Here is a 23,953-nt window from a genome sequence, read left to right as displayed (position 1 = left end):
GGCCCCGGCGCCACGGCGCCGGGGCCCCCTTCCGCTCCCTCGGCGCCGACGCGCGCGCCGAGGTCCTCGCCGGCGCGGCCCGCCGCGGCTACGGTCTGCCCGGCGGCTGAGAGGGCCCGGTCAGCCGGGTCGGCCCCAAAAACTCCCTGACGTACGTACGCTCCCAGCAGGCGCCCGTGGCGCGCAGCTCGCGCCAGGTCGTGTAGCGGTAGCGGTACAACCGGGCCCGGACGAACCGCGGCGGCGCCTCCGGCGGGAACGGGGAGCGGCGCAGCAGCCGCAGCGTGTCGCGGTCGCCTTCGAGCAGCCGCTCCACCAGCGGCCCGAACCACGCCCTCGCGTACGCGGGGGAGAGCCCCGCGAACCACATCATCCAGTCGAGCCGCAGGTGGTACGGGGCGAACTGGCGCGGCCAGCGGCGTACGTCGCCCGGCTTGCCCTTGAACTCGTAGGCCCGCCAGTCGCCGTCCTCCCGCGCCTTGGCGTCCGCCGTGCCCTCGACCACGATCTCCTGGCGGACGCGGTTGACGCTGCCGAACGCTCCGTAGGAGTTGACGAGGTGGAGCGAGTCGAAGGAGGTGTTCATGACCTGCCGCCGGGAGACGAGGTTGCGGACCGGGCGGTGACTGAGCGCGAGGAGCAGCGCGGTGACGGCGATGACGACCACCTCGTACCAGAGCGGGGTGGCGGGGTAGGGGCCGTGGTCCCGCAGGCCCGAGAGGTCGAGGGCGGGGACCGCGAGCACGATGGTGATCCAGTTCAGCCAGGCGAAGTTGCCGGAGAGGACCAGCCAGAGCTGGGTGACGATCATGAGGCTCGCCGCGGCGGTCGCCACCGGCTGGGGGGTGAACAGCAGGAACGGCACGACGAGCTGGGTGACGTGGTTGGCCGCCGCCTCCGCCCGGTGCGCCGGCTTCGGCAGATGGTGGAAGAACCAGCTCAGCGGCCCCGGCATCGGCTGCGTCTCATGGTGGAAGTACAGGCAGGTGAGCTTGCGCCAGCAGGCGTCGCCGCGCATCTTGATCAGCCCGGCGCCGAACTCCACGCGGAACAGCACCCAGCGGAGCAGGAAGAGCACCAGGACGGGCGGGGCGGTCTCTTCGTTGCCGAGGAAGACCGCGAGGAAGCCGACTTCGAGCAGGAGGGACTCCCAGCCGAAGCCGTACCAGGTCTGTCCCACGTTGACGATCGAGACGTAGAGTGCCCACGGCAGCAGCCACAGCAGCATCGCGCCCCACAGCGGCAGCAGGCCGTCGGCGCCCGCCAGGAGCGCCACCGCCGTCGCGCAGCCCGTCCACGCGCAGAGCGCGAAGAACCGGTCCGAGTAGTGCAGCTGGAACAGGCTCGGCGCCCGCTTGAACGGCACCCGCTCCACGTACTTCGGCACCGGCAGCATGCCGCGCTCGCCGATGAGTGCCCGGAACTGCAGGGCGGCCCCCAGGAACGCCACCAGGTACAGCGCCGCCAGGGCGCGCTGGAAGACCAGGCGGCTCAGTCCGTACGCGTCAGCCGTGAACCATTGCACGCCTCCATTGTGACGCTGGGTGAGGGACTTCGGCCCGTGAGGCGCGCGGCTGCCCGTCGTGCGGCCGGGCTGACGCGGAGCGCGAGCGGCCGGTAACCTGCGCCCGCGCGCCGACCCGCGTGCCGGCCGGTGCACCGGTCGACAACCGGTCATGCGCGGGAAAACGGGTCATGCTGATCGGGCCAATCGGAGCCGGCCCCTCGTGTCGCTGCCGTCCCGCCGGCCTCCGCTGTTATTTCCCGCGTCTCGTGACTGCGTTCTATTAATCCGCTGAATTCGTCTTCAGGCGAATGCGGGACGGGCCACACCCCATGTGGAGTGGGGGCGTCCGATCTCCTTGGGTGTGGCGCATTCGTTGCGGTAATAAGATGGCATTAAGTCAAATAGTGCTGGCAGTTGATTTTCGGATATGGCAGAGTCGAGGCACGGGAGGTTGGTCAAGTCGGGGAATTGATCCAGCTGGTCGTCCGGTCGCTCGCGGATCAGCCGTCAGGTACGGGGGAGAAGTCGGCTCATGAACTTGGTGGAACGAGGTACGGAACTTTCGATCTTCGAAAGCATGCTCGACTCATGTGAGAGCGGGTATGGCGGAGTCCTACTGGTGAGCGGCGCGGTGGCCAGCGGGAAGACCGCGCTGCTCCGCGCCTTCGGTGAGCGCGCGACGGCCGCCGGCGCACTGTATTTGCAGGCCACGGCGTCGGAGGCGGAGAGCGATCAGCCGTTCGGGGTGATGGGGCAGCTCTTGCTCGGCGCCGGTCTTCGCGAGCCGGACGCCCGGCGCACGGCCCGCCTCGTCGGGGGCGGCAGTGGCATGGCCATGACTCAGGAGGCAGGGGACGGCACGGCGGCGGCCGGGGTGCCGAGCGCGGTTCCCGGCCTCTGCGGCATCGTGCTCGAAAAGGCGAGGGAAAGTGTCGTTGTGCTAGGCATCGACGATGTGCAGCACACCGACGAGCGCTCCCTGGAATGCCTTCTCTACCTCGCCCGCAGACTCGGCTTCAGCCGCGTTCTGGTCGTCCTCGCCGAGAACAGCGGCTTCCCGTGCGGCAATACGCGATTACACGTCGATTTGCTGCGCATCGCGGGCTGCCGCAATATCAGACTCGCGCCGCTCCAGCGGCAAGGAGTGGCGGAAATGATCCACGAGATGGGCGAGCCCGGGTGGCGCACGCGCAGGCTGGTCTCGCAGATCCACCGGGCGGGCGGCGGCAGCCCGCTGCTCACCCGTGCCCTGATCGAGGACCACCGGGCATCGGGCGCCACCACGGGCTGTGCCGACCTGGTGCCCGGCGACGCCTTCGCGCGCGCCGTCGTGACGGCCCTGTACCGCAGCGACGCCGCCACCTGCCGCCTCGCCGGGGCCCTGGCCGTGGCCGGGCCCGACGTCTCCCTCGCCGAACTGGTGGAAGCCCTCGGCAGCACCCGGGAGTCCGCGCACCGCGGCCTGCGGGCGCTGAACGAGGCGGGCCTGCTCGACGCCGGCTGGTTCCGCCACGAGGCAGGGCGCGCCGCGGTGCTCCGCGGCATGGACCCCGCGGACCGCACCCGCCTGGAGGCCCGCTTCGCCCAGGTCCTGCACGAGCACGGCGCGGCGGCCTCCGTCGTGGTCCGCCACCTCATCGCCGCGCGGAAGGCGGACGCGCCCTGGGCGCTGCGGGCCCTCATCGAGGCCGCGGGGCGCGCCCTCGCCGACGACGAGGTCGGCCTCGCCCTCACCTGTCTGCGGGTGGCCCGCGACTCCCGCACCGACGCGCGCCAGGCCCTGGAGATCAGGGCCGCGCTCACCCGGGCGGGCTGGCGCGTCAACCCCGCGGGCGTCGCCCAGCACCTGCCCGAGCTGACAACGGCGGCACTCGACGGCCGTCTCGACCCCCGCCACCTGGACGAACTCGCCGCGCACCTCCTCTGGTTCGGCCGGGTGGAGCGGGCCCTCGGAGTGCTCCGCACCGCCGAGCGGCAGGGCACGAGCCCCTTCGGACGACCGGGGGCGAGCGAAGCACCCGACGAACACGACGGCCCGCGCGGCTGGCTCACGTACGCCTATCCGGGGCTCGCCGCGTCCACCCGGGCCCGCGCCACCGACGCCGCGCACCACCGGGCGGCCGACGACACCGCGCCCCGGCAGCGGACGCCCGAGCACGCGGCCGCCGGGCACGAGGCACCGGAACACCTGGCCCTCAGGCACGAGCGGAGCCGGGCACGAGGCCCCCATCAGCGGGCGGCGGGCCTCATGAAGGCGCTCCTCGCGGGAGCCGAGGGGAAGGCCGTGGCCAGGGCCGAGCAGATCCTGCAGAGCACGCGCCTCGGCGACCGCACCCTGACCGCGCTCCTCGTGGCGCTCGACGCCCTGGTCCTCGCCGACCGCCTCGACCTGGCCGCCCACTGGTGCGGCACCCTCCGCGAGGAGGCCGACGCGCGCCGCGCCCCCATGTGGCAGGCGCTGCTCGCCTCGGCGAGGGCCCGCATCGCCCTGCGGACGGGCAGCCTCGCCGCGGCCGAGGAGTCGGCGCGCTCGGCGCTCGCCCTGGTGCCCGCCGACGGCTGGGGCGTGGCCGTCGCCTCGCCGCTGGCCACCTCGGTCTGTGCCCTGACCGCCCTCGGCCGGCTCGACGAGGCGGCGTCCCGGCTGAGCGTGCCCGTCCCCGACCCGGCGTTCCAGACCCCCGACGGACTGCTGTACCTGCGCGCCCGCGGCCACCACTACCTCGCGGCCGGGCGCCCCTACGCCGCCCTCGACGACTTCCTCACCTGCGGTGACCTCATGACGCGCTGGGAGTACGACCTGCCGGCGCTCGTGCCCTGGCGCACCGACGCCGCCAAGGCCCACCTCCGCCTCGGCGAGCCCGAACGCGCCCGCGCCCTCGCCGAGGAGCAACTGGCCCTCGTGGGCCGGGGCCGGGGCTGGGCGCGCGCCACCTCCCTGCGCGTCCTCGCGAGCACCCTGAGCGCGGGGCGCAGGCCGCCGCTGCTCGACGAGGCCGTGGAGATCCTGCGGGAGCGCGGCTACCGCCTCGACCTCGGCCGGGCCACCGAGGAGGCGGCGCGCGCCCAGCGCGAACTCGGCAAGAGCGGCCAGGCGCGCGCCCTGGCCCGCAAGGCGCAGCAACTGGCCGAGGAGTGCGGTGTGCCGGTGCCGAGGGCGGCGCGCGCCGCCGACGCGGGGAGCCCGCCGCCCGCCGAACAGCCGTGGACGCAGGGGAGCCGCCGCCACCCCGACGAACTCAGCAACGCCGAGCTGCGGGTGGCCATCCTGGCCGTCCAGGGGCACACCAACCGCCAGATCGCCGACAAGCTCTGCATCACCATCAGCACCGTCGAGCAGCATCTGACGCGCGCCTACCGCAAGCTCGCCGTCCAGCGGCGCGCGGACCTCGCCGCGAAGATCGGCCCTCTCGCCGCTCCCGGGGACCGCGACGGACCGACGACGCGTGACGTCTGCGACCGGCTGCACGTGGGGTAGGCGGGGGAGAGGCACGGTTCCGTTTCTACGCGGCGTCCGGTCACACGGCGGTCCGAAGATTGCCGGGCACACAGGCGGGGCGGGTTCGGGGCCGTCCGGGGGCAGGGCGCCGGCGGTACGCTCGTGACGGCCGGACCGGGCCGACAGGGCCGCCACGGGGGTGCGGGGGCGCCGTGACCGGTGCGTGACGCAGCATCGGGCACCGTGGTCCGCGTGATCGGTTCCCGAGGCGGCTTCCCGCCGCCCGTGACGCGCTCGGCGAGGGGTGGACGATGAGGGTCTTGGTGGTCGAGGACCACGCCGAGCTCGCGCAGTCGGTGGCGCGGGTGCTCCGCAGGGAGGGCATGGCCGTCGACGTCGTGCACGACGGTTCCGAGGCGCTGGAACGCACCTGCGTGGTCGACTACGACGTGGTCGTCCTCGACCGCGACCTGCCCGGTGTCCACGGCGACGAGGTGTGCAGAAGGCTGGCCGAACAGCCCGCCCACGCCCGCGTGCTGATGCTGACCGCGTCCGGCACGATCGCGCACCGCGTCGAGGGCTTCAGCCTCGGCGCCGACGACTACCTCCCCAAGCCGTTCGCCTACGCCGAACTGGTCGCCCGCATCAGGGCGCTCGCCCGGCGCTCGCAGATCGCGCTGCCGCCGGTCCTCGTCCGCGGCGACCTCAGACTCGACCCGGCCCAGCGGGTCGCGTCGCGCGCCGGGGCGCGACTGCCGCTCACCCCCAAGGAGTTCGCCGTCCTGGAGTACCTGCTCGCGGCCCAGGGACGGGTCGTGTCGGCGGAGGAACTCCTTGAGCGGGTGTGGGACGAGGCGACCGACCCGTTCACCACCACGGTCAAGGCGACGATCAACCGCCTGCGGCCCAAGCTCGGCGACCCGCCCGTCATCGAGACCATCCCTCGGGGCGGCTACCGGATTTGAGAGGCCCATGCTCCTGCCCCCGTTCGCCGCCCCGGCCCGCGGGGCGAGGCCCCGCCCGGCCAGGCGGCGGGCGAGCGTACGCCTCACCCTGCTCTACGGGGCGCTGTTCGCCGCCTCCGGCGCGCTCCTGCTCGCACTCACCTGCCTGCTCGTCGCCGGGACCCCGGGCAGCGGCGTCCTCGTCGGGAGCGGCACGTTCCCCGACGTGCACGCGCCCGGCGGAACGGGGGAACCGGCCGGCCTGCTCCACGAGCAGGCGGCCCGGCGCCGCGGGGCCCACCTGCGGCACCTGCTCGTCCGGTCGGGGATCGCGCTCGCCGTCCTGGCGGTCGTCTCGGCCGCGCTCGGCCGGCTGGTCGCCGCGCGGGCCCTGCGCCCCGTACGCACGTTGACCCGCGCCATCCGGCGCGCCTCCGCGGACGGGAGCGGCGAGCGGCCGGCGGTGGCGCGCCCCGCGGCGGAGCTGAACGGCCTCGCCGACTCCGTCGAAGGGCTCCTCGGCCGCCTCGACACGGTGCTCGACGCGCAGCGGCGCTTCGTCGCCGACGCCGCCCACGGGCTGCGCCCGCCGCTCGCGCGGGGACACGCGCTGATCACCACGTCGCTCGTGGACGGCGACGCCACCGCGGAGTCGCTGCGGCGGACCTTCGAGCGGCTCCTGGCGATCAGCGAGCAGCAGGCACGGCTCCTGGAGTCGCTGCTCGCCCTGGCCGGCAGCAGGCGGGGCCTGGACCACAGGGAACCGCTGGACCTCGCGTTCACCGCCGCGTGGGTACTGGACGCCGCGCGCCCGGAGATCGAGGCGCGCGGGCTGCGGGTCGTACCGGCGATCGGGCCCGCGCCCGCCACCGGCGACCCCGAACTGGTGCGCGGCATGCTGGCGCACCTCGTGGACAACGCGGTGCGCCACAACGTGCCCGGCGGACTGCTGGAGGTCACGACCCGCCACCGCGGCGGACGCGCCGTCGTCTCCGTGGCCAACACCGGGCCCCTGGTGCCCCCCGGGCAGGTCGAGGGGCTGTCCGAGCCGGTGCGGCGGCCCGGCCGCGCGGACGGGGACGGCGAAGGCGGCGGCCCCGGCCTCGGCCTGTCGATCGTGCACGCCGTCGCCCTCGCCCACGGGGCCGCGATCGACGCACGGGCCCGCGCCGGAGGCGGCCTCGCGGTGGAGGTCGCCTTTCCGCCCGACCCCGGCGCCGCGGCCGAACGCGGCGACGATGTTGCGCAGTTGGACGAATGAGCCGGACCGCGTTGAGGTGAAGCCGGGGCGCTTCTACGGTAGGGATTCGGCGAATGCGTCAAACGGTCACCGAATTGCCTTCGCCGCGCTTTTCCCGCTCCATTTCGTGCGCTCACGTGTCCGCCCGGGAATTCCGGTCAGGACGGTATTCCCACGCGTCACACGCGCTCGTTCCGCCAGGAACCCGCCCCGTCGGGCGGCCTCATACACGGGAGGAACCCCTTGGTCGTCGTGATGGCTCCGGAGGCCACGCAGGAAGACGTGGACGCCGTCGTCGGACTGGTGCGCACCGCGGGCGGTGACGCGTTCGTGAGCCGCGGCGTGACCCGCACCATCGTCGGTCTCGTGGGCGACGTGGACGCCTTCGCCGCCCTCAACCTGGCCCACCTGCGCGGCGTCCTCGACGTCGTGCGGATCTCGGTCCCGTACAAGCTCGTCAGCCGCGAGCACCACGTCGAGCGGACCGTCGTCACCGTCGGGGGCGTGCCCATCGGGCCCGGCACCCTCACCGTCATCGCGGGCCCCTGCGCCGTGGAGACCCCCTCGCAGACCCTGGCCGCCGCCCGGCTCGCCAAGGCTGCGGGCGCCTCCCTGCTGCGCGGCGGCGCCTTCAAACCGCGCACCTCCCCCTACGCCTACCAGGGGCTCGGGGAGTCGGGGCTGCGCATACTCGCCGAGGTCAGGGACGAGACCGGGCTGCCGCTCGTCACCGAGGTCATCGACCCGGACGGCGTCAGGCTCGTCGCCCCCTACGCCGACATGCTGCAGATCGGCACCCGCAACATGCACAACTTCGCCCTGCTCCAGGCGGTCGGCGAGGCCGGCAGGCCGGTGCTCCTCAAGCGCGGCTTCGGCGCCACGATCGAGGAGTGGCTGATGGCCGCCGAGTACATCGCGCAGCGCGGCAACCTCGACATCGTGCTCTGCGAGCGCGGCATCCGCACCTTCGAGACCGCCACCCGCAACACCCTGGACATCAGCGCGGTCCCGGTCGTCCAGCGCCTCTCCCACCTGCCGGTGGTCGTGGACCCCTCGCACTCGGGCGGGCGCCGCGACCTCGTCCTGCCGCTCACCCGCGCCGCCCTCGCCGTGGGCGCGGACGGCGTCATGATCGACGTACACCCCGACCCGGCGACGGCGCTCTGCGACGGCGACCAGGCGCTGACCCACCCGGAGGCCGACGAGGTGGCGCGAGCCGTCGCCGACCTCACCCCGCTCATGGGCCGCACCCCCGCCCGCCCGGCCGCCGCGGCGCGCGCCGGTAGGGGTGCCTAGGGGTGGCGGAACCTGTGCGACCACTATGAGTGAGGGGTACCGGCTCCGAATGCGCGTTGTTAGGCTGAACGCGTTCGGTCAGATGAATTTCCGATGATTCCGACGGAAGTCAGGCGCGGATTCAGCGCCCGGCCGACGGCTTTTCCGCGTGCCGTCGCGCGCCGCGCCTTTCGCCGTACGAGCCGGATGAGAACACGTCAGCGGTATCCGCGTCGCGCGCACTCCACGACGCCCATGGCCAAGGGCGGGAGTGTGCGCGGGTGAGACGTGCGCGATTCCGTGCGGGGACACGGAAACCCACGGGGGACATCGAATCAGGGGGAGTCGAGTTGGCAACGCCCGAGCACGAAGAGTTCGATCGACTGATGGTCGTCGAGGTGGAGACAGGTTCGCTCTCGGCGGCGGGCTCACCACGTACGTCAGGAGTGGACGAGGAGCACGCGGCGGCACTCGCGGTCGTCCAGACCCCGCTGCCGCCCATCACCGTGCACCGTCCGACGATGCGGGTCATCGACGGCCTGCACCGGCTGCGCGCCGCCGAGCTGAGGGGAGAGCGCAAGATAGCGGTGAAGTACTTCGACGGGGCCGAGGAGGACGCCTTCGTCCTCGCCGTCGAGTCGAACGTCACGCACGGCCTGCCGCTGTCCACGGCCGACCGCAAGCGCGCGGCGGCCCGCATCATCGCCTCGCACCCGCAGTGGTCGGACCGCATGATCGCCTCGGTGAGCGGCATCGCCGCGGGCACCGTCGCCGACATCCGCCGCCGCGAACCCGGCAGCGGGGCCGGCGAGGGCAGCAGGATCGGCCACGACGGCCGCGTCAGGCCGATCAACGGCACCGAGGGCCGCAGGATCGCCAGCGAACTGATCGCGCAGAACCCCGCGCTGTCCCTGCGCCAGGTCGCCAGGGTCGCCGCGATCTCGCCGGAGACGGTACGGGACGTGCGCAACCGCATGATGCGGGGCGAGGACCCGCTGACGCGCCGCGGCAGGCAGGCGCGGGGCGGCGACGGCACGGCGGCCGTCACGCCGAGGCTCGGCCGCGCGCCGTCGGCCGTGCTGGAGAAGGACTCCGCGCAGGACCGCGCCGCCGCCGTGAAACGCCTCAAGGCCGACCCGGCGCTGCGCTTCAGCGAGATCGGCCGCACGCTGCTGCGGCTGCTCAGCGTCCACTCCATCAGTGTGGAGGAGTGGGAGCAGATCCTCGACAAGGTCCCGCCGCACTGCCGCGGCGTCGTGGCGTACCTGGCCAAGGAGAGCGCGGAGATGTGGTCGGAGGTGGCGGTCCGGGTCCAGAGCAAGGTCGCCGAGACGGCGTAGCGCGGGGCGGGGGCGGCCACGGCGTCCCCGCGTGCGCGCGTCCATGGCCCCGCCTAGCGTGGGGCCATGGACGCGGGTAGCGGCGGGCAGTGCCCGGCCGGGCACTGCCGCTGCGGCCGGCCGGGCGGGCGAGCGGCCGGCTGCTTCCTTGAGCTGTACGGGCCCGCGCTGCGCATGGGGTGCTTCGACTGGGACCTCGACACGGGCCTCATGGTCATGGACGCCACCGCCCACGAGGTCTTCGACGTACGCCCCGACGAGTACGACGGGCGGCCCGAGACGCTCGCCGCCCGCGTCCCGGCCGCCGAGGGCCGGCGCCTCGACCAGACCGTCGCCAGCGCCCTGAAGGACGGCAGCGAGACCTACGGCGCCTACTTCCAGGTGCGCCACCGCGACGGCGCCCTGTGCTGGACCCACACGCACGGCTGCATCCGCCGCGACGCCACCGGCCGCCCGCACCGCATCGTGGGCGTCGTCAGGGACGCCACCCGCGAGCTCGGCGACAGCCCGCCCGCCCTGCGGGAGCGGGCCGACGCCGAGGCCGAGCGGCGCCGCAGGACCAGCATCGTCGAGGCCACCACGGCGGCCCTCGCGCACGCCCGCACGGTCGACGACGTCATGGACGTGCTCCGGGACAACCACGGCCTCGCGCACCTGGGCGCCGCCAGCCTCGTCATGGGCCTGGTCGAGGCCGGGCGCATCCGCCTGGTCGCCGAGGGCCCCGCGGGCAGCTTCGTGCCGGGCACCCGGCTGACCCGCGTCGACGAGCCGTACCCCATGAGCGAGGTCGTCAGGACCCTCGCGCCCCGCTACATCGAGTCCGCGCGGGACTTCGCCGCGTCCTACCCGCTCCTGTGGCCGCACATCGACCGGCTCGGCATCACCGCCGCCGCCTACCTCCCGCTGATCGCGCAGGCCAAGCCGATCGGCGCACTCGGCCTGCTCTACCGGGACAAGACCGGCTTCACCGTCGAGGAGCGCAACGTCCTCGTCGCGCTCGGCAGCAGCATCGCGCAGAGCCTGCGACGCGCCATGTTCTACGAGCAGGAGAAGGACCTCGCCCAGGGCCTCCAGCAGGCCATGCTGCCGCGCAGCATCCCGGGTGTGCCCGGCGCGGAGATCGCCGTCAGATACCGCTCGGCGGCGCTCGGCCGCGACATCGGCGGCGACTGGTACGACATCATCCCGCTGCCCGGCGGCGCCCCCTCCCGAGGGAGCAGGGTCGGCGCCGTCATCGGGGACGTCCAGGGCCACGACACCCACGCCGCCGCCGTGATGGGCCAGCTCCGCATCGTGCTGCGCGCCTACGCCGCCGAGGGGCACACGCCGGCCACCGTCATGGCCCGTGCCTCGGCCTTCCTGCACGATCTCGACACCGACCGCTTCGCGACCTGCCTGTACGCGGAGGCCGACCTCGCCACCGGCGTGGTGCGGTTCGTGCGCGCCGGACACCTCGACCCGCTGCTCCTGCGCGCCGACGGGACCTGCCGCAGGGTGCCGGTCGCCGGCGGCCTCCCGCTCGGCCTCTCCGCCGAGTTCGGACGGCTCGACTACCCCGTCACCACCCTCGAACTCGGCCCCGACCAGACCCTGCTGCTCTGCACCGACGGTCTCGTCGAGGAGCCGGGGCACGACCTGGACGACGGCATGCGGGCCCTCGCGGGGCTCGCCGCCTCGGGCCCCCGGGACCTGCGCGGGCTCGCCGACCGGCTCTGCGGCATCGTCGACGGCCGCAGCGGGGACGACGACGCCGCGCTGCTCCTGCTGCGCCGCCGGACGCGGGACGCGCCCCTGTCCGGCGGCCGCCTCCAGCAGCACGTGGCGCCCGGCGACCCGGAGGCGCTCACCGAGGCGCGGCGCATGATCAGGGCCGCGGTGCGGGCCTGGGGCGCGTCGCGGCGGGCCGACGAGATCGAGCTGGTCGCCGACGAGATGATCACCAACGCGCTGATGCACACCGAGGGCGCCGCGATCGTGACCCTGCGCGTCCTGAGCGGCGCCGACCGGCGGCTGCGGGTCGACGTCGAGGACTCCTCCAGCACCCTGCCGCACCGCAGGGCGGCGGGCGAGGAGGAGGTGTCGGGCCGCGGCCTGCTCCTGGTGGACCGGCTCGCGGACGGCTGGGGCGTGGACGCGCGGGGCGGCGGCAAGAGCGTCTGGTGCGAGTTCGTCATGCCGGCCAGGGACCGGGCCACGGGGGACGACCCCGCCCGCGACCGTCGGAAACCGTAGGGGATGAGGGAGAACCATGCCGGAACTGCCCGAGGTCGAGGCGCTGCGCGGCTTCCTGACGGACGAGCTGGTCGGCCGCGGGATCACCGACGTCGTGCCCGTCGCGGTCAACGTCCTCAAGACGTACGACCCTCCCCTCCTCGCCCTGGCGGGCCGCACCGTCACGGGCGTGGCGCGGCACGGCAAGTTCCTCGACGTCGACGCCGACGGACTGCACCTGGTGACCCACCTGGCCCGCGCGGGCTGGCTCCAGTGGCGCGACCCGCTCCCCGAGGGCCTGCCACGGCCCGGCAAGGGCCCCCTGGCGCTGCGGGTGGCCCTGGACACCCGGCAGGGCTTCGACCTCACGGAGGCGGGCACCCAGAAGCGCCTCGCGGTGTACGTGACGCCGGAGCCGGCGGAGATCGAGGGCATCGCCCGGCTGGGGCCCGACCCGTTCGCCCCGGACTTCGACGAGGCCCGGTTCGCCGCGCTGCTCGCGGGCGAACGGCGGCAGATCAAGGGGGCGCTGCGCGACCAGAGCCTCATCGCGGGCATCGGCAACGCGTACAGCGACGAGATCCTGCACGCGGCCCGGATGTCCCCCTTCAAACTCACGTCGAGCCTCACCGAGGAGGACGTGCGCGGACTGTATGGAGCCCTGGTCACCACGCTGACCGGGGCGGTGGAGCGCTCGCGGGGCCTGGCGGCCGGCAGGCTCAAGGCGGAGAAGAAGAGCGGCCTGCGCGTGCACGGCCGCACGGGGGAGCCGTGTCCGGTGTGCGGGGACACCGTCCGCGAGGTGTCCTTCGCCGACTCCTCGCTGCAGTACTGCCCGACGTGCCAGACGGGCGGGAAGCCGCTGGCGGACCGGAGGATGTCGCGCCTGCTGAAGTGAGCGGGCGACCGGACCGGGCCCCTCGCGCGGACCCGCCGCGCCCGGGGGCATGACGCGGGCTCGCGGGGCAGGGCCGTCAGCCGCCGTCGCCCCTCCGCCGCCCGCACCTCGTGGCGGCCGGGTGGCCGCCGGGCGCAGGTCCGAGTCGTCTCGCGTGCGGACGGTGCGGCCCCGCGTCCGCCACGTCGTGACCGTGCGTTCCGAGCCGATCCTGCCGACGGCGGTCAGCACGCGGACGCGCGGGTCCGCAGCCGGGGTCCCGTACGGCGAGGGCGGCCCCGGGGGCCCCGGCGCGGTCGCGCGTGGCGGGCGAGGCGGTGACACCGCCACCGCCACCGCCGTCCGCAGGGCACGTGGCCGTCACCACGGCAGCCGCTGCCCGCACAGCCGCCGCCCGCGACCACCGCGCGGTCGCGGGCGGTTCGCCGAGCGCGCGGCGCCGGTGTCGCGGTGCCGCTCCCGGCGCCCCGCCGGGCGCGCCGCTCAGAACAGGTGGATCGCGAGGTGTCCCAGCGGCAGGCCGAGCCGCCACGCCGGCGTCCACACCTTCGGCCCGTCCTCCTCGCCCGGCAGCGCCCCGCCGCCCGGTACGGCGTCGAGGTCGGGGGCGAGCAGCTCGGTCTCCTCCAGCCAGCGCCAGGCCAGCTCCGCGAGTTCGAGGTCGGGCCCGGGGCCGCCTGCCGCCTCGGCGTCCTCGATGAGCAGCGCCATCCGCTCACGCACCCAGTCGAGCCAGAGCTGGTCGTACTCCGTCAGGGAGAGCCAGGTCTCCATCTGGGTGATGACCCGGATGCCGGACAGTTCGCCTCTGTGGTCCGAGAGGAAGACCGTCAGGGCGAGCGCGTCGCGCCCCGCGCGGTACTCGAACGACGTGGGCGGCATCAGATCGCCGGTGCGCAGCAGCTCGTCGGCGATGTACTCGGCGTACAACCACGCCATGGGCACCGCCAGTCCGCCGTCCTGGGGGCCCTCCGTGTTTCCTCTGCTCTCGTGCAGCATCCAGCTCCGCCTTCCTCCGGTCCGTGCGCGTCACCGGCCTCTGGCCCCCCACCCCGGAACACGGATGAGAACAGCCGATTACCCGAAGGGGGTGCCGAGCAAGGCGCTTTACGGAGCCTTGACCCGGCCCACGGTTTCACCGCAGGTCGGCGGGGGCGTGTTGTTCGCGTCACAGGGGGAGGCGGTTTGACTCCGTTTCAGGGACTGCGGCGGCATTGCTCCTTGATTAATCATTAAGTACGTATGTGGATTCATCTGGCCGGATACCGCCCTATCGACGGAGCCAGATCGATGACGCAGCGCGCAGGCAGTTCACGGGACACTCGGACCGCAGGCACCCCGGGCGCCCCATGGCGCACAGGGTTCACGGGGCGGGTCCCGCGAGCGGCGGCCGTGGCGGCGGTGGCCCTGGTGGCGACGGGCTGCTCCGTGCAGCCGTACGACGGACCTTCCTGGTGGGCGTCCCCGAGCGGCTCCGCCCCGGAGGCGGACCGCCGCCCGGCGGGCGGCAGCACGGCCGGGGGGCGCGGCTTCACCCTGGTCGCCTCCGGCGACGTACTGCCGCACGCCGCGCTCATCCGCCAGGCCAAGGTGGACGCGGGCGGCGACGGCTACGACTTCGCACCGATGCTGGCGGGCGCCAAGCCGGTCGTCGCCGAGGCCGACCTGGCCATCTGCCACATGGAGACGGTGTACGGCGCGAACGGCGACTACACCGGCTACCCCTCCTTCAAGTCCCCGCCCCAGGTGGCCCGCGCCCTCAGGGCCACCGGGTACGACGCGTGCTCCACCGCCTCCAACCACTCCCTGGACGACGGGGCGGCCGGCATCCGCCGCACGCTCGACGCCCTCGACGAGGCGGGGGTCAGGCACGCGGGCTCGGCCCGCACCGCCGCCGAGGACAAGGAGCCCGCGTGGTTGCACGCGGGCGGCGCGAAGGTCGCGCAGCTCGCGTACACGTACGGCACGAACGGCTATCCGCTGCCCGAGGGCAAGCCGTGGTCGGTCGACCTGATCGACCGCGAGAAGATCGTCGCCGACGCGCGGGCGGCGCGCCGGGCGGGCGCGGACGTGGTCGTCGTCAGCATGCACTGGGGCACGGAGTGGCAGGACGCCCCCGACCGGCGCCAGCTCACCCTCGGCAAGCGGCTCACGGCCTCACGCACGGGCACGCGCCCGGACATCGACCTCATCATCGGCACCCACGCGCACGTCCCCCAGGCGTACGAGAAGGTCAACGGCACCTGGGTCGTCTACGGCATGGGCGACCAGATCGCCAACAGCATGATCAACCACCAGGGCGTCCGCGACCCGCGCGGCAACCAGGGCTCCATCGGCCGCTTCACCTTCGCCCCGCCCGCCGAACCCGGCGGGAGATGGGCGGTGAGCAAGGCGGAGTTCGTTCCGATGTGGTTCGACACCCGCGTCATGCGTGTCGTCAACCTCAACAGAGCCCTGGCCCAGGGGGCGGACGTGGCCGCCACCCGGGACCGCATCCGCCGGATCGTCCTGAGCCGGGGGGCGGCGAAGAGCGGCCTGCGGATGGGCCGGTAGGCGCGGCCGTCCGGTCCCCGGGGCGGCGCGTCACCCGCCGCCGGCGCGCTCCGCCTTCGCCAGCTCCGACTTCCGGTACGAGTAGGCGAAGTAGATCACCAGGCCGAGCGCGAACCAGATGCCGAAGCGGACCCAGGTCTGCCACTGGAGGAACGTGATCAGCCAGATGGAGAAGACGACACCGATCGCGGGGACCACCGGCATTCCGGGGCAGCGGAAGGTGCGCGGCAGCCCGGGCTGCTTGTAGCGCAGCACGATCACCGCGACGCACACCACGACGAACGCCAGCAGGATGCCGATGTTGGTCAGCTCGGCCGCCTCACCGATCGGCAGGAACCCGGCGATGGCGGCCGACGCGAAGCCGACGATCCACGTCACCCGCGTCGGCACGTGCCGGGTCGCGTGGGTCTTCGCGAACCACTTGGGCAGCAGTCCGTCGCGGCTCATGGAGAACCAGACACGCGTCACCCCCAGCATGAACGTGAACATCACGGTGAGGATGCCGATGATGGCGCCGACGGCGATCACGTCGGCGAGCCCGCCGAGCCCCACCGACTTGAAGGCGCTGGAGAACCCGCTCTCCGGGTCGATGTCCTTGAAGTCCTGCATGCCGGTCAGCACCAGGCACGCCAGGACGTACAGCACCATCGAGACGGCGAGGGAGTAGAGGATCGCCTTCGGCATGTGGCGCTGGGCGTCCTTGGACTCCTCGGCGGCGGTGCTCATCGCGTCGTAGCCGAAGACCGCGAAGAACACGGTCGCCGCGCCCGTGAACGCGCCGCTGACACCGAAGGGGAAGAACGGCTGGTAGTTTCCGGTGTTCACGTGGAAGAACCCGACGCCGATCACGACCAGCACGACCAGGACCTTCAGGACCACCACGACCATCTCGAAGCGCGCCGCGTTCTTGATCCCCAGCGTGAGCAGATACGCGATGAGCAGGCAGAGCAGCGCCGCGAAGAGGTCGACCCTGTGGCCGTCGCCCGTGCCCGGCGCGCCCAGCATCCAGGTGGGCAGTTCGGCGCCCATGTCGTTCAGGAGGAAGTTGAAGTAGCCGGAGATGCCGATCGCGACCACCGCCACGATCGCCGTGTACTCCAGGAGCAGGTCCCACCCGATGAACCAGCCCGTGATCTCGCCGAGCACCACATAGCCGTACGTGTACGCCGACCCCGCCTTCGGGATGAGCCCCGCGAACTCGGCGTACGAGAACGCCGCCGCCGCGCTCGCGACGCCCGCGATGAGGAACGAGATCAGGACCGCGGGCCCGGCCTTCTCGTTCGCCACGGTGCCGGCCAGCGTGAAGATGCCGGCGCCGATGATGCCGCCGACCCCGATCGCGGTGAGCTGCCAGAGGCCGAGCGAGCGGGTGAGCCCGCCGCCCGAGACCTCCGAGTCGTCGATGTGCTCGATGGGCTTGCGGCGCAGCACGCCCTTGCCCCTCCGGAGTTCCGCCATGAGCTCCACCTCTTCGCGAACGCGACCGGCTGATGGCGGATCATGATGGCCCAGCCTGGGCCCGTACGGAAGACGCCACACCCGCGCGGCTCACGGCACGGCGTACGGCCCCGCTCACGGCACGACGGTGACCGGCCAGCGCCCCGCCTTGACGAGTCGGACGGCGACGGAGCCGACGATGCGGTGGCCCGCCTGCTCGGAGGCGCCGACGACGACCGCGTCCGCCTTCAGGTCGTCGGCGGCGGTGACGAGACCGCTGTAGGGGTCGCCGCGGAAGGTGTGGAACTCCCACCGGACGTCGAATATGTCCTTCACCCGCTCGGCCGCGTCCCGGATCTCGGTGATGAGCCCCTCGGCGATCTCGTCCGTGGTCTCGGCGATCGGCGCGCCGAGCGCCGCCCCGGCCGCCATCACCGGCTGGATGTAGACGACGGCGAGCAGGGCACGCTGCCGCCGCGCCAGCCCTCCGGCATACGCGGCGGCACGCAGGGAGGACGCGGAACCGTCGACTCCGACGACGATCACCTTGGGCCCGTCGGTGCCGCGCTCGAACTGGTGGGACTGGTCATCACTCACGCCGAGAGGTTAACGGAGCGGACGGAGGACCCCGCGGGCAGCCGTCCCCTTCCCCCGTTTCCCCCGTCCCCGCCCGGTGGCCGCCGCGTCTGATCGGGTGCATTCCGCGGGCGTCCCGTGTTGGTGTGCCGTGCGGGTCATCGGCCATGCGACGGATGACTCATGAAAGACGATGAGCTGACTTCGGGGCGCCGACTGGTGCTCCGCGCCGCCGCGGCCCTCGGCCTCGCCGCCACCGCGGGCTGCGCGGACCGCCCGGCGGCCCCCACGCCCGCCGGCGGCCCCGCCGCGGGCGCGCCGGCCGCGGGGGCGCACCGGTCCTACGGGTACCGCCTCCAGCCCTTCGCCGGGAACGGGCCCCCGCGCGCCACCCGCGCCCTGCCCCGGGTGCGCGAGGCGCCGATCCTGCGCGTGGACGGGCGGCGGCGCTCGATGGTGCTGACGTTCGACGACGGCCCCGACCCCCGCTACACCCCCGGCATCCTGCGCACGCTGCGCGCGTACGACGTGCGCGCCATGTTCTTCGTGTGCGGGGAGATGGCCGCCGGCAACAAGGACCTCCTGCGCGAGATGGCCGACGACGGCCACGTGATCGGCAACCACACCTGGACCCACCCCCTGCTGACCCGGCTCGACCGCTCCTCGACGCGCGACGAGATCGAGCGCACCAGCGACGTCGTCGAGGACATCGTCGGTGCCTACCCCGCCTGGTTCAGGGCCCCCTACGGCGCCTGGAACCGCAACGCCTTCCAGCTGGGCGCCGAGCTGGGCATGGAACCGCTCGCCTGGACCGTCGACACCCTGGACTGGACCGAGCCGGGCGCCGGGGCCATCGTCCGCCGCGTCCGCGCGGGGGCCGCGCCCGGCGTCGTGGTGCTCTCGCACGACGCGGGCGGCGACCGCACGGGCACGGTGGAGGCCCTCCGCGACTACCTTCCGGAACTCCTCGGCTCCGGCTACCGCATCACGCTGCCGAACCGCCACGAGGTGTGAGGCGGCACGGGGGAGCGGTCAGCCGTCAGCCGTCAGCCGTCAGCCGTGGACCGGGATGCGGCGCCGCCCGGCCGCCCGGGTCAGCGCACCTCGACCAGGCGGGCGAAGACGACGACGTTGCCGTCGTAACCGGTCTGCTCGGAGTAGCCGCCGCCGCAGGTGATGACGCGCAGCTCGGGGGTGCCGGAGTTCCCGTAGACCCGGCTGCCGGGGAAGTTCTCCTTGGAGAACACCTCGATGCCGTAGATCTCGAAGACCGCGGTCCTCTTGTCCTCGCGCCCGACCTCGACCCGGTTGCCCTTCTCCAGGGAACCGAGGCCGTAGAAGACGGCGGGGCCCCGCTGGTTGTCGACGTGGCCGACGATCACGGCCGTGCCCCTCTCGCCGGGCGCGACGGCGCCGGTGAACCAGCCCGCGAGGTTCGCGTCGTCGGGCGGCGGCGCGTCCACCCACCCCTCGGGGTCCAGGCCCACCGGCACGATCGGCGCGTCCACCCGGATGCCCTTGACGCGGATGCGCTCCGCGGGGGAGAAGGCCAGCGGGGCGGGGGCGCCGGGCCGGGCCTCGGGGGCGTGGTCCGCCGCCGCGGCGGACGCCGGCTGCGGGGGGCCCACGTCGAACTCCCCCGATCCGTTGCGGATCAGCGCGAGGCCGGTGAGCAGGACGAGCGCCATGACACCCCACGGGGCGCGCTTCTTCTGCCTCTCCTGCTCCTGGAACCTGCGATCGTCGTCGTCGGCGGGCTGGGGCGAAGGCATTCTCTGTCCCCTCTCAACGCGGCTGCGCGCCGCGTCCGTTGCGCGTACGAGAACGCTAAGCGCGGCGCGCGCGGCGTGCGAAAGGGCGGGAGCGAACGGGTGGTGCCCGCAGTGGTGGTGCGCCATCCGTGTCGGCCCGGGCCGGACCGCTGTGGCAGTCCGTGACCTGCGGCGATGCCGGGTCGCGCGGACATGCCCCGGCGTGTCGCCTCACCAGGACGGCCGAGCGCCGACATGCGGTCCCGCGCACGGCACCCGAATGTCGGACCGGGAGGCGCTCTCGCCGATCGACCGGGGACGGTATCCCCGGGGCGCCTTCCGCGGAGGATTGCCATGCGTACCTCTCGTGTGCGAACAACGCTCGCGGTCGCGGTCGCGACCGGCGCCGTCGTCGGGCTCGCCGCCCCGGCCGCGTCGGCGTGGGCCGACCCGACCAACATCGTGGCGATGCCCAGTGTGATCCCCAGGGGAGGCCAGCTGACGGTGACGGTCGACGGCTCGTCCTGCCGGAGCGGCGGCAAGGTCACCTCGCGCGCCTTCCCGGACGCCTACCTGCGCCCGCTGCGGAACAGCACCACGTCGAGCGCGACCGCCGTCGTCCACCGGAACGCCTCCCCCGGCACCTACGACATCACGGCCCACTGCGGCGGCAGGACGCTCACCCGCCCGGCCGCGTTCACCGTCATCCACGGCGGTGTGCGCGGCGGCTTCGGCGGCGGCACGCACTCCGGGGCGACCACCACGGACATGGCGATCGGCAGTGCCCTGGTGGGGGCCGCGTTGGTCGGCGGCGGGGTGTTCTGGATGCGCCGCCGGTCGGAGAAGAAGGTCTGAGCGGGCGCCGGAGCCCCGGCCGGACCGGCGTGCCGCGGTCCGGCCCTCAGGAGTCGTCCTCGCCGGGGCGGCGGCGGGCCTTGTGGTACGCGGTGCCGACGGCGCCCAGGATCAGCGCGGCGCCGAGGGCGATCTCCTGGGCGTCGAGACCGCCGAGGCTGCCGCCGGTGCCCGCCTTCACGCCCTTGTCGGCCGGCTGCTCGGGGCGGTGGTGCTCCGGCCTGCCGTGGTCGCCGTCCCGGCCGGTGGCGATGGTGAGGTCGGTCTTGCCGATCTCGCCCTTGCAGTCGAACGTCACCTCGTACATGGCGCCGGGCTTGGCGTCCCAGAACACCTGTGCGGTGGTGGACGCCTGCCCCCGCGGGATGTGGGCGTCGTCGAAGACGCCGGAGGTGACCTTGGTGTCGCCGTCGCAGCTGTCGACGCCGAGCGTGACCTGACCGCCCGCGGCCACGGTCGAGGGCGTCACGCGGAAGCCGAACGACGTGATGTCGTTGTTCGCCTCGTTCGCCTCGCCCGTGACGGCCGCCGAGGCCGGCGGGACCGCGAGCGTCAGGAGGGAAGCGGTGAGCAGGGCGGCCGAAGCGACGCGTATCGCGCGCATGGTGATCCTCCGGTGTCTCCGAGGAGCAGCTGCGGACCTTCTTCCGCTCTCGCCTGACATGCACCTCGATGCCGGAAACGCTAGGTATGGTCCGTGCGGGCCGCGATCGGTGTCGTGCGAACGGGGTAACGGGGTCCGCCGGGCGGGCGAACACGGCGGCGTGGCGCCGCGTGGGGGAGGGGCCGGTGTGCGAAGGCCCGCGGCGGCCCGCCCGAGCCCGTTCCGCGTCGACGGTCCCTCGGGCCGGTCCCGCGGCGATGGTCCCCCGGTCGGTGCCGGGGCGATGGCCCCTCGGTCAGTCCCGCGGTGCCGTCCAGAGGTGGCGCCCGCCGCGCCACTCGACGAGGTGCGGGTCGTCGAGCGCGACGTCGGCCTCGCCGAGGCCCGCGCGGCACAGGAGTTCCACGAGGTCGCGGTCGCTGCGGGCGACACCGGCGTCGCCGCCGCGCACGGTGACCCGCCGCCCGCCGTCGGGGTCGGGCGGGTGGACGACGATCGGTGAATGCCAGGGCATGGAATACAGGATGCGCCGCGCGGGCCCGCGGCGCATCGGAATTCACGGCCATGATGGCGGGGGAGCGGCCCCGCCGGCTCAGCCGCCGAGCTGCGAGAGCAGTTCCCGCAGTGGTTCCGCGTTCGCGGCGACGCCCCGGCTGTAGGGGGAGTCGAAGTCCCAGATGAGGAAGAGCAGGAACGCGAAGAGCGCGGAGAAGATGCCGGCGAGGAGCAGTTCGCGCGGCGTGCGGCGGATCTGCAGGGCGAAGATCATGCCGATGGTGACCAGGCCGCCGATGACCAGGCCGAACCAGACCACACCGGGCATGGTCGCCCCCGTGCTGTCCGCGCGGGAGCTGCGGGCGTCGTCCGCAGCCGCCACCGCGTCGACGAGCGGCTGGTACGTCTGCGCCTCGTGGTCCGACGCGGGCCGGTAGTCGGTGACGTCCTGCCGCACCTGACGGAGCAACAGGCGCCCCCGGTCGGTGAGTTCGCCCTTGTCGGCCATGGTGTCCCACTCCTTGGTGACGACATGGCTGACATAGGAGTGGACATCGGCACGAATACGGTCACGGACGTCGTCCGGATAGGCGTCGGCCCGCTCCGAGACCTCGTGCAGCGCCTGGGCCTCCTGGCGTACGTACTCCTGTGCGGCGCCGCGGGCCTCCCAGACGCCCGCGATGGCGAGACCCAGGACGATGGCGTAGACGACGCCGATCATCATGGTCATGTACTCGATGACGTCGGGGGTGTCCGACGCGTCGTAGTCCTCGCCGGTCCTGCGGTGCCGCAGGAGGGTCACGATGAGCACGACACCGCATGCGGCCACCATCGCGAGGGTGAGAACAAGCCATTCCGACATGGGGACCTCCGACGGTCAGCGCGGGCGGAGCGCGGCGGCGGCCAGTACCGCGGGCGCCGTGATGAGCAGGGTGAGCGTGACGATGGACGGGCCGTTGCGGGGTGGTGACTTGCGCGGTTGGGCGCGGTATGAGGGGTAGGTCACTGGTTGGGGCTTTTCCGTCGTCCTGGAAGGGGTGGGCTTCGGCTTCGGCTCGGGCTTCGCCGCGGGCGGCGCGGGTGCGGGCGCGCGTGGCGTCGGGGTCGGCGAAGACGCCGGGGCGGGCGTCGACTCGGGGACCACCGGCTTCTGGACCGCCGGCTTCGGGGTCGCCGACCGCGGGGGCGGTGAAGACGCGGGTGGCGACGGGGACGTGGGCGGCGGTCCGGGGCGCGGGGGCGGCTTCGGCCGGTGCGTGGGACCGGCGTGGCAGTGGGCGCCGTCACCCGCGACGGCCCAGTTGTCGCCGCCCGAAGCACCCCCGCCCTGGTCGATGGACGCGTAGCCGCAGTCGCCCGCCCTGGCCGTGCCGGTGGCCGCCGGGGCGCCGATCAGTATCGCCAGGGCGAGGAGCGCCAACACGCGGGTCACCAGGGGCGGTAAGGCCCGATAAGTTCCGTGCACGACGGAGAGCATGGGCGGCGGGCACGCCCGGCACGCCGTGACCGCCCCGGAATGACCCGAAGGGGGGAGACGGCCCGCCAGGAGGTTTGACGAGCGCGAGCACGGGTGGCCGCACCCCTCCGGGCGCCTCCGACGTGCCCCCTTGTCGTGGCCCCCGCGCAAAGAATCTTGCGGCCCCGTTGAACGCGCCGCCGGTCTCCGCCCGTACCTAGAGCCATGTGTGACGCAATCGGCGCCACAACACCCCAGCGCACAGCGGGAGTTCAGAGATGCGGCACCCCACACACCGGGCCGGGCGGAGCGCCTCGCTGGTAGCGACGGCTGCGGCCCTGCTGGCCCTGACGACGGCGTGCGGACAGGAGAAGGGCGACCAGTCCCCGAACGGGCGGAACGTGGGCAACGAGGCGCCGGCCCAGGGCGGTTACGGCGCGGGCGACGACGGCTACGGCACCGAGAAGGACGCCGGGAAGGACGCGGGGAAGGAAGCCGAGAAGGGCGCCGACGAGGCCGCCGAGCCGAAGGCCGCCGGACAACTCGCGGTGTGGGACAGCAAGAAGCTCGGCCAGGTCGTCACGGACAGCGGGGGCTTCACGCTCTACCGCTTCGACAAGGACACCGCCCAGCCGCCCAAGTCCACCTGCGACGCGGCCTGCCTCAAGGTCTGGCCGGCCGTCGCCGCCGACGGGGCCAAGGCCGCACCGGGCGTCGACGGGTCACTGCTCGGCGAGGTCACGGCCGCGGACGGCACCAAGCAGCTCACCATCGACGGCCGGCCGATGTACCGCTACGCCAAGGACACCGGGCCCGGTGACGCCAAGGGGCAGGGCGTGGGCGGCACGTGGTACGCCGCGGCCCCCGACGGCGAGAAGGCGTCCGCGCGGGCGGCCGGGCCCGCCCCGGCAGGGACCGCGCCCGCCGACCCCGCGGGCCTGTCGACCCGCGAGGACCCCGAGCTGGGCGAGATCGTCGTCGACAAGAACGGCATGACGGTCTACCGCTTCACCAAGGACTCGGCCTGGCCCATCAGGTCGAACTGCGTGGGTGCCTGCGCCGAGAAGTGGCCCGCCGTGGCCCCCGTGCCCAAGGCCGACGCCGAGGGCATCCGCGAGAAGGGCTACATGACCTACGACCGCCCGGACGGCGGGAAGCAGCAGACGATCGACTGCTGGCCGCTGTACACCTTCTCCGGCGACAAGAAGCCCGGCGACACCAACGGGCAGGGCGTCGGCGGCACCTGGTACGCCGCGAGCCCCGAGGGCAAGGCGGTGGGCGCCCCCGAGTAACCCCCCACGGGTCCGGCCGGCCCGTCCCCCTCATCATGAGGAGGGACGGGCCGGTCGCGGTGCGTCGCGGGGCACTTGCC

20 protein-coding genes are annotated in these 23,953 nt (G+C 73.7%); 11 read left to right on the top strand and 9 right to left on the bottom strand.

What is annotated here, in order from left to right; genetic code table 11:
- Window positions 1-88 precede the first annotated feature (88 nt).
- Window positions 89-1,525, bottom strand: coding sequence for a lipase maturation factor family protein (locus tag AB0I16_RS25640; RefSeq protein WP_363251902.1), 1,437 nt, complete (start codon window positions 1,523-1,525; stop codon window positions 89-91).
- A 514-nt stretch (window positions 1,526-2,039) separates the two neighbouring features.
- Here AB0I16_RS25640 and AB0I16_RS25635 point away from each other — a divergent pair.
- The 7 genes from AB0I16_RS25635 to AB0I16_RS25605 all read left to right on the top strand — a co-directional run bounded on the left by AB0I16_RS25635 (window position 2,040) and on the right by AB0I16_RS25605 (window position 12,854).
- Window positions 2,040-4,985 (top strand): AAA family ATPase, encoded by a 2,946-nt coding sequence (locus AB0I16_RS25635; protein WP_363251901.1) that lies wholly within the window; start codon window positions 2,040-2,042, stop codon window positions 4,983-4,985.
- Window positions 4,986-5,257: 272 nt separating this feature from the next.
- Window positions 5,258-5,911 (top strand): response regulator transcription factor, encoded by a 654-nt coding sequence (locus AB0I16_RS25630; RefSeq protein WP_363251900.1) that lies wholly within the window; start codon window positions 5,258-5,260, stop codon window positions 5,909-5,911.
- 7 nt (window positions 5,912-5,918) lie between these two features.
- Complete coding sequence (locus tag AB0I16_RS25625; RefSeq protein ID WP_363251899.1) at window positions 5,919-7,151, top strand: HAMP domain-containing sensor histidine kinase; 1,233 nt, start codon at window positions 5,919-5,921, stop codon at window positions 7,149-7,151.
- Window positions 7,152-7,382: 231 nt separating this feature from the next.
- Window positions 7,383-8,426 (top strand): 3-deoxy-7-phosphoheptulonate synthase, encoded by a 1,044-nt coding sequence (aroF, locus tag AB0I16_RS25620; RefSeq protein WP_363251939.1) that lies wholly within the window; start codon window positions 7,383-7,385, stop codon window positions 8,424-8,426.
- A gap of 329 nt (window positions 8,427-8,755) precedes the next feature.
- Window positions 8,756-9,745 carry a ParB/RepB/Spo0J family partition protein gene (locus AB0I16_RS25615; protein ID WP_363251898.1) on the top strand — a complete coding sequence of 330 codons (990 nt, stop codon included), beginning with the start codon at window positions 8,756-8,758 and terminating at the stop codon, window positions 9,743-9,745.
- Window positions 9,746-9,811: 66 nt separating this feature from the next.
- Window positions 9,812-11,977, top strand: coding sequence for a SpoIIE family protein phosphatase (locus tag AB0I16_RS25610; RefSeq protein WP_363251897.1), 2,166 nt, complete (start codon window positions 9,812-9,814; stop codon window positions 11,975-11,977).
- Window positions 11,978-11,993: 16 nt separating this feature from the next.
- Window positions 11,994-12,854 (top strand): DNA-formamidopyrimidine glycosylase family protein, encoded by an 861-nt coding sequence (locus tag AB0I16_RS25605; RefSeq protein ID WP_363251896.1) that lies wholly within the window; start codon window positions 11,994-11,996, stop codon window positions 12,852-12,854.
- Between the two features lie 483 nt (window positions 12,855-13,337).
- Here AB0I16_RS25605 and AB0I16_RS25600 read toward each other — a convergent pair whose 3' ends face one another.
- Window positions 13,338-13,853: a hypothetical protein gene (locus AB0I16_RS25600; protein WP_363251895.1), complete on the bottom strand. Its 516-nt coding sequence runs from the start codon at window positions 13,851-13,853 to the stop codon at window positions 13,338-13,340.
- Between the two features lie 291 nt (window positions 13,854-14,144).
- On the opposite strand from AB0I16_RS25600, the gene AB0I16_RS25595 reads away from it, so the two are divergent.
- A complete protein-coding gene (locus tag AB0I16_RS25595; protein WP_363251894.1) occupies window positions 14,145-15,407 on the top strand; it encodes a CapA family protein in 1,263 nt (420 codons plus the stop codon).
- Window positions 15,408-15,437: 30 nt separating this feature from the next.
- Here the strand turns inward: AB0I16_RS25595 and AB0I16_RS25590 are convergent, their stop codons facing one another.
- Together AB0I16_RS25590 and AB0I16_RS25585 are read right to left on the bottom strand one after the other, a co-directional pair.
- A complete protein-coding gene (locus AB0I16_RS25590; protein ID WP_363251893.1) occupies window positions 15,438-16,865 on the bottom strand; it encodes an amino acid permease in 1,428 nt (475 codons plus the stop codon).
- Between the two features lie 114 nt (window positions 16,866-16,979).
- Window positions 16,980-17,441 (bottom strand): universal stress protein, encoded by a 462-nt coding sequence (locus AB0I16_RS25585; RefSeq protein WP_363251892.1) that lies wholly within the window; start codon window positions 17,439-17,441, stop codon window positions 16,980-16,982.
- A 162-nt stretch (window positions 17,442-17,603) separates the two neighbouring features.
- Here AB0I16_RS25585 and AB0I16_RS25580 point away from each other — a divergent pair, with 162 nt between their 5' ends.
- Window positions 17,604-18,434, top strand: coding sequence for a polysaccharide deacetylase family protein (locus AB0I16_RS25580; protein WP_363251891.1), 831 nt, complete (start codon window positions 17,604-17,606; stop codon window positions 18,432-18,434).
- A gap of 80 nt (window positions 18,435-18,514) precedes the next feature.
- Here the strand turns inward: AB0I16_RS25580 and AB0I16_RS25575 are convergent, their stop codons facing one another.
- Window positions 18,515-19,192 carry a class F sortase gene (locus AB0I16_RS25575; protein ID WP_363251890.1) on the bottom strand — a complete coding sequence of 226 codons (678 nt, stop codon included), beginning with the start codon at window positions 19,190-19,192 and terminating at the stop codon, window positions 18,515-18,517.
- Between the two features lie 333 nt (window positions 19,193-19,525).
- Between AB0I16_RS25575 and AB0I16_RS25570 the strand changes: the two genes are divergently transcribed.
- Window positions 19,526-20,026, top strand: a complete 501-nt coding sequence (locus AB0I16_RS25570; RefSeq protein ID WP_363251889.1) for a hypothetical protein — start codon at window positions 19,526-19,528, stop codon at window positions 20,024-20,026.
- Window positions 20,027-20,072: 46 nt separating this feature from the next.
- On the opposite strand, the gene AB0I16_RS25565 is transcribed toward AB0I16_RS25570, so the two are convergent.
- The 4 genes from AB0I16_RS25565 to AB0I16_RS25550 all read right to left on the bottom strand — a co-directional run bounded on the left by AB0I16_RS25565 (window position 20,073) and on the right by AB0I16_RS25550 (window position 22,590).
- Window positions 20,073-20,630, bottom strand: coding sequence for a hypothetical protein (locus AB0I16_RS25565; protein WP_363251888.1), 558 nt, complete (start codon window positions 20,628-20,630; stop codon window positions 20,073-20,075).
- Between the two features lie 295 nt (window positions 20,631-20,925).
- Window positions 20,926-21,144, bottom strand: a complete 219-nt coding sequence (locus AB0I16_RS25560; protein WP_363251887.1) for a hypothetical protein — start codon at window positions 21,142-21,144, stop codon at window positions 20,926-20,928.
- 78 nt (window positions 21,145-21,222) lie between these two features.
- Window positions 21,223-21,987 (bottom strand): hypothetical protein, encoded by a 765-nt coding sequence (locus AB0I16_RS25555; RefSeq protein WP_363251886.1) that lies wholly within the window; start codon window positions 21,985-21,987, stop codon window positions 21,223-21,225.
- 15 nt (window positions 21,988-22,002) lie between these two features.
- The gene (locus AB0I16_RS25550) at window positions 22,003-22,590 is read right to left on the bottom strand and encodes a hypothetical protein (RefSeq protein WP_363251885.1); all 588 of its coding nucleotides are present in this window, start codon (window positions 22,588-22,590) and stop codon (window positions 22,003-22,005) included.
- A 269-nt stretch (window positions 22,591-22,859) separates the two neighbouring features.
- Here AB0I16_RS25550 and AB0I16_RS25545 point away from each other — a divergent pair, with 269 nt between their 5' ends.
- Window positions 22,860-23,873, top strand: a complete 1,014-nt coding sequence (locus AB0I16_RS25545; protein ID WP_363251883.1) for an SCO0930 family lipoprotein — start codon at window positions 22,860-22,862, stop codon at window positions 23,871-23,873.
- Window positions 23,874-23,953 lie beyond the last annotated feature (80 nt).

It is taken from the genome of Streptomyces sp. NPDC050703 (genome assembly GCF_040654435.1).
Lineage (GTDB): Bacteria > Actinomycetota > Actinomycetes > Streptomycetales > Streptomycetaceae > Streptomyces.
The sequence above is the reverse complement of the archived record's forward strand: the minus strand, read 5'-3'. Positions and strand labels throughout refer to the sequence as shown.

Excerpts from the sequence above, each read along its gene's own strand:
- AB0I16_RS25565 (WP_363251888.1), bottom strand. The coding sequence starts at position 20,630 with ATGCGCGCGATACGCGTCGCTTCGGCCGCCCTGCTCACCGCTTCCCTC.
- AB0I16_RS25595 (WP_363251894.1), top strand. The coding sequence starts at position 14,145 with ATGACGCAGCGCGCAGGCAGTTCACGGGACACTCGGACCGCAGGCACC.
- AB0I16_RS25605 (WP_363251896.1), top strand. The coding sequence starts at position 11,994 with ATGCCGGAACTGCCCGAGGTCGAGGCGCTGCGCGGCTTCCTGACGGAC.
- AB0I16_RS25555 (WP_363251886.1), bottom strand. The coding sequence starts at position 21,987 with ATGTCGGAATGGCTTGTTCTCACCCTCGCGATGGTGGCCGCATGCGGT.
- AB0I16_RS25575 (WP_363251890.1), bottom strand. The coding sequence starts at position 19,192 with ATGCCTTCGCCCCAGCCCGCCGACGACGACGATCGCAGGTTCCAGGAG.
- AB0I16_RS25635 (WP_363251901.1), top strand. The coding sequence starts at position 2,040 with ATGAACTTGGTGGAACGAGGTACGGAACTTTCGATCTTCGAAAGCATG.
- AB0I16_RS25625 (WP_363251899.1), top strand. The coding sequence starts at position 5,919 with ATGCTCCTGCCCCCGTTCGCCGCCCCGGCCCGCGGGGCGAGGCCCCGC.
- AB0I16_RS25545 (WP_363251883.1), top strand. The coding sequence starts at position 22,860 with ATGCGGCACCCCACACACCGGGCCGGGCGGAGCGCCTCGCTGGTAGCG.
- AB0I16_RS25630 (WP_363251900.1), top strand. The coding sequence starts at position 5,258 with ATGAGGGTCTTGGTGGTCGAGGACCACGCCGAGCTCGCGCAGTCGGTG.
- AB0I16_RS25570 (WP_363251889.1), top strand. The coding sequence starts at position 19,526 with ATGCGTACCTCTCGTGTGCGAACAACGCTCGCGGTCGCGGTCGCGACC.
- AB0I16_RS25600 (WP_363251895.1), bottom strand. The coding sequence starts at position 13,853 with ATGCTGCACGAGAGCAGAGGAAACACGGAGGGCCCCCAGGACGGCGGA.
- AB0I16_RS25560 (WP_363251887.1), bottom strand. The coding sequence starts at position 21,144 with ATGCCCTGGCATTCACCGATCGTCGTCCACCCGCCCGACCCCGACGGC.
- AB0I16_RS25610 (WP_363251897.1), top strand. The coding sequence starts at position 9,812 with ATGGACGCGGGTAGCGGCGGGCAGTGCCCGGCCGGGCACTGCCGCTGC.
- AB0I16_RS25580 (WP_363251891.1), top strand. The coding sequence starts at position 17,604 with ATGAAAGACGATGAGCTGACTTCGGGGCGCCGACTGGTGCTCCGCGCC.
- AB0I16_RS25590 (WP_363251893.1), bottom strand. The coding sequence starts at position 16,865 with ATGGCGGAACTCCGGAGGGGCAAGGGCGTGCTGCGCCGCAAGCCCATC.